General features: G+C 42.3%; 11 protein-coding genes. 6 read left to right on the forward strand and 5 right to left on the reverse strand.

Annotated features, from left to right (window positions below):
- Positions 1 to 3: 3 nt before the first annotated feature.
- Entirely contained in the window at positions 4 to 1,011 is a 1,008-nt protein-coding gene (gene hlyD / locus Xhom_RS08825; RefSeq protein WP_069316468.1) for a secretion protein HlyD, read from the reverse strand.
- Between the two features lie 139 nt (positions 1,012 to 1,150).
- Entirely contained in the window at positions 1,151 to 1,828 is a 678-nt protein-coding gene (locus Xhom_RS08830; protein ID WP_069316467.1) for a transcriptional regulator, read from the reverse strand.
- 365 nt (positions 1,829 to 2,193) lie between these two features.
- Between Xhom_RS08830 and rhlE the strand changes: the two genes are divergently transcribed.
- From rhlE to Xhom_RS08855, 5 genes are all read left to right on the forward strand, one after another.
- Positions 2,194 to 3,636: an ATP-dependent RNA helicase RhlE gene (gene rhlE / locus Xhom_RS08835; RefSeq protein WP_069316466.1), complete on the forward strand. Its 1,443-nt coding sequence runs from the start codon at positions 2,194 to 2,196 to the stop codon at positions 3,634 to 3,636.
- A gap of 3 nt (positions 3,637 to 3,639) precedes the next feature.
- Entirely contained in the window at positions 3,640 to 4,623 is a 984-nt protein-coding gene (gene dusC / locus Xhom_RS08840; protein WP_069316465.1) for a tRNA dihydrouridine(16) synthase DusC, read from the forward strand.
- 632 nt (positions 4,624 to 5,255) lie between these two features.
- Complete coding sequence (locus Xhom_RS08845; protein ID WP_069316464.1) at positions 5,256 to 6,287, forward strand: hypothetical protein; 1,032 nt, start codon at positions 5,256 to 5,258, stop codon at positions 6,285 to 6,287.
- Positions 6,288 to 6,574: 287 nt separating this feature from the next.
- The gene (locus Xhom_RS08850; RefSeq protein WP_069316463.1) at positions 6,575 to 11,638 is read left to right on the forward strand and encodes an RHS repeat domain-containing protein; all 5,064 of its coding nucleotides are present in this window, start codon (positions 6,575 to 6,577) and stop codon (positions 11,636 to 11,638) included.
- 291 nt (positions 11,639 to 11,929) lie between these two features.
- Entirely contained in the window at positions 11,930 to 12,181 is a 252-nt protein-coding gene (locus Xhom_RS08855) for a GlsB/YeaQ/YmgE family stress response membrane protein (RefSeq protein ID WP_069316462.1), read from the forward strand.
- Positions 12,182 to 12,253: 72 nt separating this feature from the next.
- On the opposite strand, the gene sseA is transcribed toward Xhom_RS08855, so the two are convergent.
- Positions 12,254 to 13,093, reverse strand: coding sequence for a 3-mercaptopyruvate sulfurtransferase (gene sseA / locus Xhom_RS08860; RefSeq protein WP_069316461.1), 840 nt, complete (start codon positions 13,091 to 13,093; stop codon positions 12,254 to 12,256).
- 89 nt (positions 13,094 to 13,182) lie between these two features.
- Positions 13,183 to 13,338 carry a hypothetical protein gene (locus tag Xhom_RS30125; RefSeq protein WP_169928418.1) on the reverse strand — a complete coding sequence of 52 codons (156 nt, stop codon included), beginning with the start codon at positions 13,336 to 13,338 and terminating at the stop codon, positions 13,183 to 13,185.
- Between the two features lie 218 nt (positions 13,339 to 13,556).
- Here Xhom_RS30125 and dinG point away from each other — a divergent pair, with 218 nt between their 5' ends.
- The gene (gene dinG / locus Xhom_RS08865) at positions 13,557 to 15,692 is read left to right on the forward strand and encodes an ATP-dependent DNA helicase DinG (RefSeq protein ID WP_069316460.1); all 2,136 of its coding nucleotides are present in this window, start codon (positions 13,557 to 13,559) and stop codon (positions 15,690 to 15,692) included.
- Positions 15,693 to 15,782: 90 nt separating this feature from the next.
- Here dinG and Xhom_RS08870 read toward each other — a convergent pair whose 3' ends face one another.
- Positions 15,783 to 15,986, reverse strand: a complete 204-nt coding sequence (locus Xhom_RS08870) for a P-loop NTPase family protein (protein ID WP_145957439.1) — start codon at positions 15,984 to 15,986, stop codon at positions 15,783 to 15,785.
- Positions 15,987 to 16,091 lie beyond the last annotated feature (105 nt).

A 16,091-nucleotide genomic window follows, 5' to 3' on the forward strand; every position in this document is an offset into this window, starting at 1 on the left:
CCCTTACTTATTTACGTCAGTAAGATTAGGATCAGTAAAACGCAAAGTGACTGGCATGCCTTGTTTCAATCCTTCATCGGGGTCAAGGACGATGACGCGTAGGCGATACACCAGATCCGTTCTTAAATCGGGAGTTTCAACATTTTTTGGGGTAAATTCGGCTGTCGGAGAAACAAAGCCGATTTTGCCATGATAGGGCTGATTTTTCCGGCCATCAGTATAAATCAGGATCTCCCGCCCGGCTGTAGCCTGATTCAGATTAGGCTCATCAATATATGCCCTGATCCAGACCGGGTTGGTGAGTGATAAGGTAAAAACGGTATTTCCAGCCGCCAGCATTGTGCCTGGTTCAATAGCTCTGGTCAGGATAACGCCTGCGGAGGGAGAGGTCAGTTGGGTATCTTTTAGATTCAAATCAGCCTGGTCAACAGTTGCTGCTGCTTGGGCAAGTTGAGCTTTGGCTGCCGCGATTTCTTCGGTGCGATAACCGCTTTCAAACTGGCGCAACTTATCTTTTGCCGCCTGATAAGCTGCCATTGCTTGGTTTCGTCCGGTTTTGGCATTTTCCAGATCATTGGCTGAGATGGTTTTACTCTGCCACAATCCTTGTTGGCGTTTTAAGAAACTATCGGCAAAGTGAAAAGCGGATTCTTTTTGAGCCACTTCAGCCCGCACTTGAGCAATTTCTTCAGTACGATAACCTGCTTCAGCTTTGGCAAGGTTTGCCTTGGCAACATCACGGGCAGCTTTGGCTTGATTCAGGGCATTGATAAAGGGAGTATCATCAAGCTGGCCGAGGGTTTGACCAGCCGTAATGGCATCGCCTTCATCCACTTGTAGAGCCGCCAGTTTACCTGCAACCCGAAAACCAAGATTGACTGTTCTGACATCCACGTTGCCATATAGGGTCAATTCTTTGCCATTTCGTTCCTGATAATAATAAACACCAACAACTGCACTGATAACAACAATGAGTGCCAAGAGGGCAAGAGCAAACTTTTTACTGTTCATACTATCCCTTATGCCTTGTTCAATTTATACCTGCCAGCATTCAATGGGTCGAGCTGTGACTTGAAGGCTATTGGGTATATCTATTTTGGGTATAAATACTATTTTTCGGGTTACTTTTTGTCAGGTGACTTCTGTCGGGTTACTTTTGGCGTAATCCGTTCAGCAATAAATTAATGTGCTGAGATAAAACTTGATTGATTAATTCGTATTCTTTAGCGCCAATATTGTCCCAGCCTGTTTGACGCAATAAAGCTTCCCGAGCCAGACGGAAAGAGAGGATCTCACCTAATAAGGCGTGCGTGTGGATCTGGGTTGAAGTCTGACGTTCATCAGCGCCGATATAATTGGCAATGAGTTTATTGATACGGGAATAAATCGGAGCCAGTCCCTGTTCATGCATGACGCTGTAAGCCTCTGTTGGCGTTAATTGTTCATGTGACATGATACGGCTGATATTGATGCTGCTTTTTTCGAAAATCAGTCGATTATAGCTAACTATCCCTTGATGAATAAATGCTAGTATCTGTTCTTGCGGATAAGGCTTTGGTGTTTCAGCGAAAAAATGGTCAACATCTTCAATTAATGGGGAAAATTCTGCTTTCAGCCTGTCGGCAATATGTTGTATAACAGCGAGGTATAATCCTTCTTTGGAGCCAAAATAGTAAGCGATGGCAGCGATATTTTGCTGTGCATGCTGGGCAATATTACGGGTAGTCGCGCCTTCCAAACCGAATTTGCCAAAAATCTCTATTGCTGCTTCAAGAAGTTGCTGTTTGGCTTGTTCGCCTCGGGATGTCTGAGCCGTCTTCGCTGCCATGTTAAGGGGTTCCCTGTTACCAAATTTTTCGGTAATGTCGTAAATATATCAATCGTATGATTAACTTTAAAACTAAAGCAAATCAATGTAAAGCAAACGCAAATTGTCTTTTTAATCGGCACACATAAAAATAATTTTCCTGTTTTGGGGCAATTTTCATAGATAATTGTCTTCAATTCGTGCCTTTTGCGTTAATTATTCGCTTCTTTTGGTCTGTTTAGGAAAATATATCTGTTATAATGCCACGCTTATGGTGCATTGCAGTTTGTGTAATTTCTTTGCGTTTATCGCGTCTGTGTTTTCTTCCCATAAAACTGCCCCTGAATTGATATCAGGAATGGTGAAGTCTGGAGCATTTCTTATTTATGAATTTTGAGTCACTCGGCTTGATGGCTGATATCTTGCGTGCTGTTGAAGAACAAGGCTACGCAGAACCTACCCCTATTCAGCAGCAGGCCATCCCTGTTGTGTTATCCGGTAAAGATCTTCTGGCTAGTGCCCAGACAGGAACAGGGAAAACAGCAGGATTTACTTTACCAATTCTGCAACTTTTGAGTGAAACCCCAACTCAGGTAAAAGGCCGCCGTCCGATCAGGGCATTGATTTTGACCCCGACCCGCGAACTGGCTGCGCAAGTAGGAGAAAATGTCCGCGATTACAGTAAATACCTAAAATTGCGTTCATTTGTTGTGTTTGGTGGTGTCAGCATTAATCCACAAATGATGAAATTGCGAGGTGGTGTGGATATTCTGGTGGCAACACCAGGGCGTTTGCTGGATTTGGAACACCAAAACGCAGTGGATCTCTCCCATGTTGAAATTCTGATTTTGGATGAAGCCGATCGCATGCTTGATATGGGCTTTATTCATGATATCCGTCGAGTATTGAGCAAGTTGCCGGCAAAACGGCAGAATTTGCTGTTTTCCGCTACTTTCTCAGATGAAATTAAGGGCCTTGCTAATAAACTTCTGCATAATCCGATAAGTGTAGAAGTGGCTCGTCGCAATTCTGCATCTGAACAGATTGATCAATCAATTCATTTGGTAGACAAAAAGCGCAAGGGTGAATTGCTCTCTCATATGATAGGCAGCCAGAATTGGCAACAGGTGTTGGTCTTCACCCGTACCAAACATGGTGCAAATCGACTGGCGGAACAACTGAATAAGGATGGTGTTACTGCCGCTGCGATCCACGGTAACAAGAGTCAGGGCGCGAGAACCCGTGCATTGGCTGATTTTAAGACAGGGAAAATCCGTGCGTTGGTCGCGACAGATATCGCCGCTCGTGGCTTGGATATCGATCAATTGCCTTACGTGGTTAACTATGAACTGCCGAATGTTGCAGAAGATTATGTTCATCGAATTGGTCGTACGGGTCGTGCTGATGCGACTGGACAAGCGTTATCGCTGGTCTGTGTTGATGAGCACAAGCTTCTGAAAGATATAGAGCGATTATTGAAGCGAGAAATTCCACGCATTGCCGTTCCGGGTTATGAGCCAGATCCTTCCATCAAGGCTGAACCAATCCAGAATGGACGCAATGCACGGGATAATAATTCACGCGGTAACGAGCAGCGTGGAAACTCTCGTGCAAGCAATTCCCGTGAAAGCAATTCGCGCGAAAATAATGCCAGAGGTAATGGCGCTCGCCATAATAACTCTCGCAGTAGTCATTCGCACAGTGAACAGCATCGCGATCAACATGGTAACCAAACTGGCGAGCGTTCACGCAGTCAGGGTAAACCATTGCGCCAACGTCAGCAAAGAACCGCAAATAAAGCACCTCGTGCAGCGGTATCGGGAAAATAATCCATGCGCGTTTTGTTGGCTCCGATGGAAGGGGTTTTGGATTCTTTGGTCAGGGAATTGTTGAGTGAAGTCAACGAGTACGACCTTTGCATTACAGAATTTCTACGTGTGGTTGACAGCTTACTGCCGGTAAAATCTTTTTACCGGTTGTGTCCTGAACTCCATCATCAGAGCCGCACACCCGCGGGAACACCTGTCAGGATCCAGCTTCTGGGACAATATCCGGAATGGCTGGCAGAAAACGCAGCTAGGGCGGCTGAATTGGGATCATGGGGTGTTGACTTAAACTGCGGCTGTCCTTCTAAGACAGTTAATGGCAGTGGTGGTGGAGCAACGCTATTAAAAGATCCTGAACTTATTTACCGTGGTGCTAAAGCTATGCGTGAAGCCGTACCCACGCATCTTCCAGTAACGGTAAAGATACGTCTGGGATGGGATTCTGGTGCACGTCAGTTTGAGATTGCGGATGCTGTCCAGCAGGCTGGAGCCACTGAATTGGTTGTGCATGGCCGAACCAAAGAAGATGGTTATAAAGCAGAACGCATCAATTGGAGGGCGATTGGCGAGATCCGGTGTCGCCTTTCCATTCCTGTCATTGCCAACGGTGAAATCTGGGATTGGCAGAGCGTTCAGGATTGCATCAGACTGACAGGATGTGATGCTGTGATGATTGGCCGTGGCGCGCTTCAGGTACCCAATTTAAGTCGTGTGATTAAGTACAACGAACCGAAAATGCCGTGGCATGGCGTTCTTCTTCTACTGCAAAAATACACCTATCTGGAAAAACAGGGCGATACAGGGTTGTATCATGTTGCCCGTATTAAACAATGGTTAGGATATTTGCGTAAAGAATATAATGAAGCAGATGAGTTATTTATGCAAATCAGGGCATTAAAAACGTCTGCTGAAATCTCCAGTGTTATCTCTTTTGCGGCAGATGAATATTTGTCTTTATATTCAATAAATTACGAATCTCAGATTTGTTAGTTGAGTTTACTCTTCCTGTTACGTAGTGACATAACATATTGTTATCTATGTTTCTGGGGAGTTATTCACGTGCTAATGTATCTAAATTTGAAATCTATTTGGTAGGCCGTATTCTCAAGATATCCTGTGAAATATATGAGGATGTAAATTATTTTTTATCTAAAAAATATATAATAATAGTTATGTATTATTGGTAATGGATGTTAAGTGAATTTTTTATTATGTTATTTTTATTATGTATTAATTATAATTGAATATGATTATTATTTTTTTTATTTTTAATAACAATAATATAAACTAAATGGTTAGTGATAAATGTGTATTTTAAATTTAAATAAATTAATATTTTTTTGTTTTAATCAGAGGGTGATAAATAAATATATTCATAATATTGCTAACTCATAGTTGAATTATTTCTGTGTAAGTAAAATGGTACGAAAAATATTCTTTTCTATGACGGGCTCATCTGGTAAATTTAACTAAGATTTCATTATGGGCCATTTAATAAATTTTTATATTATTAATTTAGTACATTAAATTATTAAATTATTAAATTTTCTATTTTAACATTCTATTATTTATATGGAATTATTTTCTTTAGTAATCAATTAATATATTTAAAGGGGAAGTTTATGAATAATATTAAAAAGTACGAATCTTTGTCTTGGACTGGTTTAAGTAAATTAAAGATAAAATTACGTCAGGCAGGTAACAATGCTGAAATATTTGCTAACGGAAGAAATAGAATAATTGTAGATATCCGTATTCAACCAACTGATATTAATGGGAAATCGGTGTCAGTTCCAAGAGATATTCTTTTACAAAATACTTGGCTTATTGACTATAACTCTGGAGATAAATTAACCAAAAAGGCAAATGAAAATCAAAATTTTGAATGGGCATATACTGAGGAACCTAATGAATTTATTACAACGCCTGGGATTTCATCTTCTGTACAAACTCAGGCAGAGGTTGCAGGGGGAAGTACAGAAGAAATAGTGACCTTTTATGTATATTGTTCACCTTCAGAGGTAACTCAAGTCAAACAAATAGCTGTATTGGTACAGACTCCAGATAAGGAGTACTCTACAATGTATGGCGAGCCATTTGATTCATATGTTCAGTTAAAGGCGATCGGTGAAATAGCTTATAAATATCCTCATATAAAAAAGGAACAAGGGCATATAATGAACCAAAATTCAATTACCTACCATAATAATAGTAGTTGGGAACAGGCTAATATATATTTATCGCTCGATATAAATGATTTATATGGAAAAAGAGTTATTAAAAAATTAGAAACTGAAGGTGGGGTGGTCGATAATGTTCACCAACTTTATCATGATGACAACGGGTATAGGTATTATTTTGCCCATTTCCTTTGGTCTTTAGGAAAAGAAACGGCGATTTCTATCGGAAATACTGAGTGGTTTGGCCTTCCTATTACGTTTCCTATTGATATCAAAATTAGACAAAAAGTTGGTTCTCTTTGCTTTAGCATATTAACGGTGGGTGACCCATCCTTTCCTCATTTACAGGATACTTGGTACAGGGCTTTTTACTTTACTCTCTATGATCAATATGGAAATAAAGGAAGATTTGGGTTAATACCTAATAATGATAATAATACTAAAAAAACAGATGTTGATTTTGCAGAAGCATAATCTGATTAAATTAACAAGGATGTTTGCCCTTTTTTATTTTGCTTGTTTTCTGATCGCATAGTTAATTTCTCTTGATCATTTCTTAGTTATAGAACTGTTGTCTTTCGAATTGCAGCTTTATTGGTTACAAATTCTCACTCCAGCCACATGATTATAAACATAGAGTTATCTACGCTCTTGGGAATTTGTTCCTAAGACATAAGTGCTGCATCTTGAAATCCAATGGGTATAGAGCCAGAAAAATAAAACTAGACAAACAGGTTTTTTCCATAAAAAAAGGTGACGAAATGAATAATTCTTTTTTTTCAAATGCCCATAACTTTCAAAGTGCTGCCATGGGTAGCGTTGATCCCCGCACTGGTCTGTTTAGTTATACCATGTTAGTTGCCCAACTCACTGGTAATAATCATCTCGGGCCAACCCAAACTATTGCACTCTCTTACAGCCCTCTGAATACCAAGGATATTGGTTTTGGCATTGGTTTTGCGTTCAGCCTAACCCAGTATGATAAGCAAAATCGTCTATTAGTGCTCTCGACCGGTGAACGCTATAAGGTGGCTGAAACCGATAATGCCGTTTTTTTGGAGCAATACAAGCAAGATGTTGTGCGGTTTGAAAAAGATGTGGCCCAGGATGTTTACCGGGTGATCCATAAATCCGGTATGGTTGAAGTACTGAATGGGCCCCAAAATGCTTATGATCTCAAAGTCCCCATACAAATATTCACGCCTCTTGGTCATACTTTAACCTTGAACTGGGCGTATGGTCTTGGTCCTATCCCCTATTTGAAGTCGATTTCGGATGAAGAAAATGAATTATTGCAGGTTCACTATGAGTTAGGCTCCTATACACGGATTACTGTCAGGCCAAATACCACTGAATCCTATAATATTCAATTACTCTTCAATAATGGCTATGTGTCTGAGGTCAATAATGATGCTGTCGAACCTCTTCTAAAATGGACGATGAGATATGATGCGGATTGCCGGTTTTTAACGCAGGTTTTGTCCCCGACAGGATTGACCGAACATGTGGTTTATACACTTGACGGCCATCAGTTTCCTGGGAAGTCTGGATTGCCTCCGCTGCCCTATGTTGTCCAGTACACACAATATCCCGGTCATGGCCCGAATATTGAGCGAACCTATCAATATACTACCAGTACTAACTTTCTCGGTTATGGAGAAAAGGAAGATTGGGATCGGGATGAAGATTATCTTTATGGTATTCTGGCTGATTATCAGTATGGTTCGACTGAAAGTTGGGACGATGGCACCACTCAACACCTTATTACTCGCCGCTATAACAACTATCACCTGCTGGTTTCTGAAATGGTCCAGCAAAATGGGAAAAATGAATGTAATCGGTTGCACCAAACCGAATATTATGCCCAGGTTGGTGTTGAATTTCAGCAGCAACCGCCACAGTTCCAGATGCCGAAACTGGCGACGGTTTGCTTTAATGGTAAATCTGATGGGGAAGTTACCCAGACGGAGTTTGATGCGGCGGGGAACCCTACAATGCAGATTTCCTCGGATGGCGTCCGCACCGACTGGATCTATTATCCGGCAGAAGGAGATGGGGATGATTGTCCTGCCTCTCCGTATGGTTTCGTACGTTTTGTCAAATCTAAGACTGTGACACCGGGCCGGTCATCTCCTGAAGGGGCTTATGAGGATGCCCCTGTTTACCAGACGGTCTATCGCTATAGCCAGTTACCCACCTGCAATGGTGCGCCTGCCTCTTATGCTGTAGTACGCACCTGTAAGAGCCTGTATAGTGCCGGCCAACTGTTGCATGAAAGCAGGATTCAGTATGTCAATGCGGTGAACTCCCCAGAGCATGGCCGTATTCAGCGTATTGAAGAGACGCTGCATGCCACATCAGAGGCGGCTTCGTTTTCTTCGGCATCGACATGGACGAGTCAGCAGACTTTCAGCTATACCATTCAGGGAGATACTCTGGTGCAAGACATTGAGTATATTGGATATGACCAGCTCAGTCTTAACAGCCAATATATCCAATCGCGTTTCAGCGGCAAATTATGGCGTGAAGTAAACTCACAACAATGTATCTCCCAGTATCATTATGATGAGCTTGGGCGTCTCCTGAAGTATGTTAGTAATGCAGAAACTGACTATGCCCAGGAGGTACATTATTCCTATACCATTGAGGGGATTGGTGAGATCATGACCACCAAAACAGATATGTTGGGCAACCAGCTACGTACCCGTTTTGATGGACTGGGGCGGTCTTATCAGCAAGAGATACTTGAGAAAGGACAGGAAGCGCAGGGCTGGCGGGTAGTGTCTGAAATAGAACGCGACAACTGGGGGCGGGTGGTGAAGCAAACCCGTTATGACTGGTTACCCATGGACAATGACGAGGGCAATTCGGTTCCCGTTTCATCCAGCCAGTACTTTGAATATGATGACTGGGGACAGCAATATCGTATTATTAAGGATACTGGTGAGAGTACCCAGCAAGATTATGATCCGGTAACCCGCACTCTGCAGATAACCCTGCAGGCACCGGGGTTGAAATTTAGCAAACGTACTGTGGTGTATGATAAATGTCATCGGCCTGTCACTACCACGTTTTATGATAGCCAAGGTAATCAGCATAGCCAACAGATCAATCATTATGATGGTTTGGGTCGTTTACGGGCAACCGTTGACGAGTTGAAGCAAAAGACTGAGTATACTTACGATCTGTTTGGCCGGATTAACAGCACTACACACAGCGATGGTACTGTAGTCCGAAAATCTTTTGCGCCATTCAGCTTGAAAAGCCTCGTGACTCAGGTTAAAGCTAACGATCATGTATTGGGCGTCCGCAACTTCGATAGCCTGCACCGTATTATTTCAACAACTAGCGGGGAGCGCACTTACCAGTATACCTATCAGGGTAAGAACTCTCGTCCCAGCCAGATCACCGATCCCTTAGGCAATACCATCACGTATAGCTACGATCCTTTGCAAGGGAATGTTCTGACACAGGTTGACGCGGGAGGAATACAGCAGCGTTTTGCTTACGATCCAAAAACCGGGGTCATAACCCAAGCCAGTGCCGCGCAGCAAGCTACTCATAGCCTGAGTTATACTTCTTCAGGTCGTTTGCAGCAAGGCACCTTCCGCTTTGACGATGCGGGAGCTGGTGCTGCACGGCAGGAAAAATACACTTATTCCCCGGCAGGTCAACTGACGGCGTATCAGGATGTGACAGGGAAAATACGCCGTGTGAACTTTGATAAATTTGGCCGTCCGGTTGCTGCTCTTGATCCCGATATTGATGTGCATTTGACTTATGATACAGCCAGTCGAGTCAATAGCTGGCGTGTTCATGACAAACAGCATGACAAACTATTAACCGTCACATTGGGTTTTGATGATTTTGGTCGTGAGATTAACCGCGAGATCCAGACGGAAAAGGATACGCTGACCCTTGAACAGATTTATACGACCACAGGGCAAATAGCAACGCGTGCCACCCGTTCACAGCATACCGGTCTGTTACGTCAGGAAAGCTACACGTATGATCCTGCGCGTCACTGGTTGACGGAGTATGATTGTGCTGGTTCGGAGCAGCCTTTGGATGCGTACGGTTTTGGCATTGCCCACCAACACTTTACCTACGATTGTCTGGGTAATATTCTGACTTGTATCACTACTCTCGCTGACGGGAGCAGTGACACCGCTACATTTGCCTACAGTTCGTCAGACCCCTGCCAATTGCGCACAATAACCCATACCCACTTGGGTTATCCAGCCACTATCATACTGGAGTATGACAAGGCTGGGCGTTTGATTCAGGATGAGGGTGGCCGTCACTTAACCTATGATGCATTAGGACGACTGGCCGATGTGCGTTTCAATGATACCACCAGTGATTATACCTATGACGCGTTTGATCGTTTGGTGTTGCAACAGATCGATGCAGACAACACTCGTGAGTTTTATTATCAAGGTGAGGCGCGAGTGACCGAAATCCTGCGTGAAAGTGGTGCAGAGACCCGCCTGTTACATGCTCAGGGAACAACGGTCGCTACCGTTACGGGTAGCGAAGCACATTTGTTGGGTACAGATCACAATAGCAGTGTACTGATGAGCTACAAGAGCGACGGCATCCAAACTCACTACCGCTATTCGCCTTATGGGCAGCAAGCAGAAAAGGAACGTAACCCAGCCATTCCGGCCTATAATGGTGAACAGCTTGACCCGATAGGTGGTACTTATCATTTAGGTAATGGATATCGGGCTTATAATCCCGTACTGATGCGTTTTAATGCTCCCGATAGCTGGAGTCCGTTCGGTGCCGGTGGCCTCAATGCGTATGCTTATTGCCTTGGCGATCCAATCAATCGTATTGACCCTACAGGGCATATGAGTTTGAGCAGTGTTTTTGGGATTGCTTTTTGTGCCATTGGGTTGGTGGCAGGGTTGACTATGGCTATCCCCACAGGTGGAGCATCGTTGAGCATGAGTGGTGCGATTTTCGCTGGGATTGGATTACTGTCAGATGTCACGGGGATCGCCAGTGCGGCCACTGAAGATAATGACCCTCATGCCTCCACGATCCTTGGCTGGATTTCATTGGGGCTTGGTGTGATTGATCTAGGGGCAGGTTCCGGCGGTATTATCAAGGGGATCCTGCAGATGAAAAAAACGCCAGCTGCGTTTGGCGAAGTGTTTGCGAGCGAAGTAGTTAGCTACGAATTCACGCCAAGGGGAATGAACATGGCTCCTCCAAGGGGATATATGGGCAATGATTATGTAATAGCGTTGCAGAGTGCTATACGTGATGAGAGGATTGTATCAGTCGAAAACCCCGCAGGTAGTGGTATTCATACTGTAGGATTTGAGACGACAGGACTCTATCCTGCTAGTAGGGATCGCGATCTTGATTTATTGAGGAGAGCGATATTCAGACCAAGTGGAAGCAACTCATCGATAGATATCGTTAATAATATTCATGTGGCAGAGAGTGGAGTTCCACATAATTTGAATATCACATCAGAGGATTTTGAAAGATTATATCTTGATTTTATCAGCATTGACATATTAAGCCCTATTAATAAGACTGAGTCTATTGTTAGCACTATCAATGAAATTCGATCTATTACAATCTCTCACCTGCTAAACACAACTGAATTGAGTGATAATACTATTAATATGATGCGAACTGCGTGGAGAAATGGCGCGTTTTCACAATATAGCTTAGAGGATTGGATATGCAATATGTTATTAACTGAATCTCCTAGAACTGAATTGTTATTGAGGCAAAATTTACGGGATAATAATGAATCAATTCATTTTTTTAATAATATTATTATTCCGGATAGGAGAGGGTAGAGGTGATAGTTAATATAATAGTTGGATTAGATTAATAAGTATATTTCTTGCTAATTCGAATAGCTTGTTGTTTTTCGGTTTAAGCTTTTTATTCGGATTAGCTAAAACTCATTTCCGTTTAACGGAAGAATTGCTATATTTCGGAGATTGGGTTTTAGTTGTTCCCATAACGGTAAAAAGAGCATCGCAATTTCTGCGATTTGCAATTTTTTCCATCAGTGTCTTAAATTAGGGCATAGACGTGTTGTTGGAATCGTAAGAAAATAATCTAATCAATTCTGGAGGTTCTATATGGGTATCTTGTCATGGATTATCTTTGGCCTAATTGCTGGGATACTTGCAAAGTGGGTTATGCCGGGAAGTAATAGCAGCGGTATCATCATGACGATCATTTTAGGGATTGTGGGTGCAGTCGTTGGCGGATATATCAGTACATTCTTTGGAATGGGAAAAGTTGACGGTTTTAATTTGGGAAGTTTTGCCATTGCTGTAGTTGGCGCTATGCTTGTCCTCTTTGTATACCATAAAATTTCTACTCAATAGCTTTAAAAATTTCAGAATTCATATGAACAATCAAAATAAAGGGCATGTTATATTAATGCCCTTTGCTATGACTTATTTTTCTAATGGAAGTGAATCATTGGCACCCCACTCAGCCCAGGAACCATCATATAGCCCCACTTCTTTATGGCCGAGCATATCAAGCCCTAATGCTAAAACTGCGGCTGTCATTCCTGATCCACAACTGGTCACAATGGGTTTTGTTAAATCAATATCTTTTTCTTGGAATATCGCAGTGATTTCTTCTACTGATTTATATCGCCCATTATCAATCAATGCTGTCCATGGAATATTTTTAGAACCGGGTAGATGCCCCATTCTCAAGCCCGGTCGGGGTTCAGGTACCTTTGCCTGAAAACGATCTTCTGCTCTGGCATCAATAAATTGCACAGGTAAATTGCTATCAAGGATTTCAAGGATCTTATCCTGAGAACAGACTTTTTCGGGGGCGAATTGAATATTAAAAACGTTGGATGAACGGCTCACTTCTCCCGATTCCGTTGGATAACCAGCTTGTTCCCAGCCTTGTAAACCGCCCTCAAGGATACGGACACGAGCAGAGCCAAAGATTTTGAATGTCCACCATGCCCGAGGAGCAGAGAACATATTTCCTTGGTCGTAAATGATGACCAGATGATTTTCACTGATACCCATGTTGCTGACAGCCTGACGAAAAGTTTCCGGTTTTGGCAGCATGTGCGGAAGGTTGATTTGTAGATTGGCAATTTTATCAAGGTCAAAGAACTGAGCCCCCGGAATATGCTTATTCAACCAAAGTTGGTGATAATTGATAGCTTGGGTAGGCATTGGGGCACTAGCATCAACGATAACGACATTCTCATCATGGAGATGCTCGTTTAACCATTGTGGACTGACAAAATATTCATTTTTCATGAGCTTTCTCACTTGATGTCGTCATACCGGATCATACGCTGTAAGCAGTAGGTATTGTAATATCTGTGATTGCGATAAAACTGATGTATTTATTGCTGCCCTGTCGGGGCATTTTCCTGTTGAGTTTGTTGTGGTTGTTCTACTGGTGTTGTTGAGCGTGTGTACATATTCAATCCCGCGAGGAAGACACCACCAATAGAGCCAACAGAAAATAATATGATGATAATGAGCAGGATTTTTTTCATTTTTGTTTCCAATAATTTTTTAATAAATAACTTGAGTTAATAGGCCAACAGTAGAAAGGCAAAAGTATATCGGCTTCTACATTCCAGACAAGTAATAACCGAATTTTGCGTATTGATTATGAAGAAGCTGGAAACTGCTTCCCAGTAATGGCATATAAAGCTGATTTGATGTCAACTCTATGGGAGAATGGTGCTCCAATTTTTACGCAGCAAAACTCATGGCACTTTCCAGTTCAATAAAAAATCAGATTAGCCAATGGCATAAGGCATTATCCATCCATATTAATGGTTTCATTCCTCGCGCTCCACAGCGTCAAATGATTGCAGAGGTTGCCAAAACGTTGGCAGATGAAGATGGGCGACATTTAGTGATAGAAGCGCCGACGGGCGTCGGAAAAACTTTGTCGTACCTGATCCCGGGGATTGCTGTCAGCCGGGCGGAACAGAAAACACTGGTGGTCAGTACGGCGAATGTTGCTCTGCAAGATCAAATTTACAGTAAGGATTTGCCATTATTACGGAAGATCATCCCTGATCTGAAATTCACGGGAGCTTTTGGTCGTGCGCGTTATGTTTGCCCGCGTAACCTGGAGGCCATTTGTGCCGCAGAGGGAGAGCAGATAGATTTGATGTTTCTGTTTGAAGATCAAACGGAAATTGCCAACAGTGAAGAGCGGGAGCTGTGTCGTCGGCTACGCAGTGATTACACGACCTTTGCATGGGATGGTTTACGCGATCACCATAAACTGGCGCTATCAGATTTACTGTGGGCAAAGGTCAGTACGGATAAAATGAACTGTTTGGCGCGGAATTGTCAATTTTACCATCGTTGTCCATTCTTCCTTGCCCGTCGGGAAATTGAAGACGTAGATGTTGTTGTTGCGAACCATGCTTTGGTCATGGCAGCGCTGGAAAGTGAATCTGTCTTACCGGAAGCAAAAAATTTGCTGCTAGTTTTGGACGAAGGGCACCATATACCTAATGTTGCAAGAGATTCACTGGAAGTTGAAGGAGAAATCACGTTATTCCAGCTTAATGGACAACTTGATACATTTGTTCGTCACGTAGAGCAATACCTCGTTCAATTTCGTCCCGCGAAGCCGCCCGCGTTGGCAAATATTTCCCGATTGCAGACTCATTGTGAAGCAACGCGTGAATATTTCAAGGAATTGGCGATGATGACACAGGCGATATTACCTGAACGTAGCGGATCAGAGGAATATTTATTTGCACTGGGAAAATTACCGGATAGCTTGATACTGTGTTGCCAACAATTATTTAAACTCACCGATGGGTTACGTGGTTTAGCTGAAGCAATTTTAAATGATTTAACCGAACAGACAGCTAAAAAGGATATAGTCCAGTTGCATCGGGCTATTTTGCAAACCAGCCGTACATTAGGCTATTTTGAAAATATGGCGAAATTATGGAGTTTGGCTTCAAAAGAGGAGTCATCTCACGCACCGATATCAAAATGGTTAACACGCCGCTATGAGAAAAACCAATCACACTTGTATTTTCATTGCGCCGGAATTCGAGTCAGTGAACAATTAACCCAGCTTTTATGGCGCAATATTCCTCATGTGATAGTGACATCAGCTACATTACGTTCACTGAATAGCTTCTCCCGAATTCAGGAATTGACGGGTTTGCATGAAAATCATGATGACCGCTTTGTGACTCTATCATCACCTTTCGAACATGTACGACAAGGGCGTTTGATCATACCTCAAATGACACAAGAGCCGACCATTCAGAATGAAATGCAGCATCTTGAGGAGATGGCACGTTATTTCCGTTCACAGGTGATGGAAGAGAAACATCAGGGAATGTTGATATTATTTAGCAGCCAACGAGCTATGGAAGGGTTTCTCACGTTCGTCACAGACTTGCGGCTGATGCTATTGGTACAAGGTGATCAACCTCGCTACCGATTGGTAGAAACACATTGCAGACGCATTGATGAAGGGCAAGCCAGCGTTCTGGTTGGATTGCAATCATTTGCAGAAGGATTGGATTTAAAAGGTGATTATCTTTCACAAGTTCATATTCACAAAATCGCTTTTCCACCTGTGACCAACCCAGTCATTATCACAGAAAGTGAATGGATGAAATCGTTAAAACGCTACCCGTTTGAAGTCCAAAGCCTGCCAATTGCTTCTTTCAATTTGATTCAACAAGTAGGAAGGTTAATCCGCAGCCATGAGTGTTATGGAGATGTGGTAATTTATGATAATAGATTATTGACCAAACGTTATGGGCCGCGTTTATTAAATTCTTTACCTGTGTTTCCAATTGAGCGGCCGATTGTGCCGTCAGAAAATACTTTGACGAGAATGAAAAAAGAGAAATAATAGGAAAAATTATATTATAATCTTTCAGGTTGTCGCGTTATCAGAAATAACTTGAAATCTATTGAATATATATTCCTAAGAGTCAAAATATTAGTTTTCAATCTTAATTATATTTTTTTCATTTATTTGATAACTATTAATATTCAACCCATGTAAAAAATTTTCATCGTGAGAACTGAAAATAATAATTTTATTCTTAGCAAGAGAATTGATTATGGTTTTAAAAAATTTCACTGAAGCAACATCAAGGCCATTGGTAGGCTCATCAAAAATATAAACATCCACATCAGTCATTAATGCGGTCATGTATTAAATAGTTAGTTGTTGTGATATGCTTCCCGCCTTTTAAGGGTAAAGCATGGCCAAAGCTGACGTCTATTGCCGTTATTGTCACAAATC

This window comes from Xenorhabdus hominickii (genome assembly GCF_002632725.1).
Taxonomy (GTDB): Bacteria; Pseudomonadota; Gammaproteobacteria; order Enterobacterales; family Enterobacteriaceae; genus Xenorhabdus; species Xenorhabdus hominickii.

Coding starts and splice junctions, on each gene's coding strand:
- Xhom_RS08855 (WP_069316462.1), top strand. CDS start 11,930: ATGGGTATCTTGTCATGGATTATCTTTGGCCTAATTGCTGGGATACTT.
- rhlE (WP_069316466.1), top strand. CDS start 2,194: ATGAATTTTGAGTCACTCGGCTTGATGGCTGATATCTTGCGTGCTGTT.
- Xhom_RS08845 (WP_069316464.1), top strand. CDS start 5,256: ATGAATAATATTAAAAAGTACGAATCTTTGTCTTGGACTGGTTTAAGT.
- Xhom_RS30125 (WP_169928418.1), bottom strand. CDS start 13,338: ATGAAAAAAATCCTGCTCATTATCATCATATTATTTTCTGTTGGCTCT.
- sseA (WP_069316461.1), bottom strand. CDS start 13,093: ATGAAAAATGAATATTTTGTCAGTCCACAATGGTTAAACGAGCATCTC.
- Xhom_RS08850 (WP_069316463.1), top strand. CDS start 6,575: ATGAATAATTCTTTTTTTTCAAATGCCCATAACTTTCAAAGTGCTGCC.
- Xhom_RS08870 (WP_145957439.1), bottom strand. CDS start 15,986: ATGACTGATGTGGATGTTTATATTTTTGATGAGCCTACCAATGGCCTT.
- Xhom_RS08830 (WP_069316467.1), bottom strand. CDS start 1,828: ATGGCAGCGAAGACGGCTCAGACATCCCGAGGCGAACAAGCCAAACAG.
- dinG (WP_069316460.1), top strand. CDS start 13,557: ATGGCACTTTCCAGTTCAATAAAAAATCAGATTAGCCAATGGCATAAG.
- dusC (WP_069316465.1), top strand. CDS start 3,640: ATGCGCGTTTTGTTGGCTCCGATGGAAGGGGTTTTGGATTCTTTGGTC.
- hlyD (WP_069316468.1), bottom strand. CDS start 1,011: ATGAACAGTAAAAAGTTTGCTCTTGCCCTCTTGGCACTCATTGTTGTT.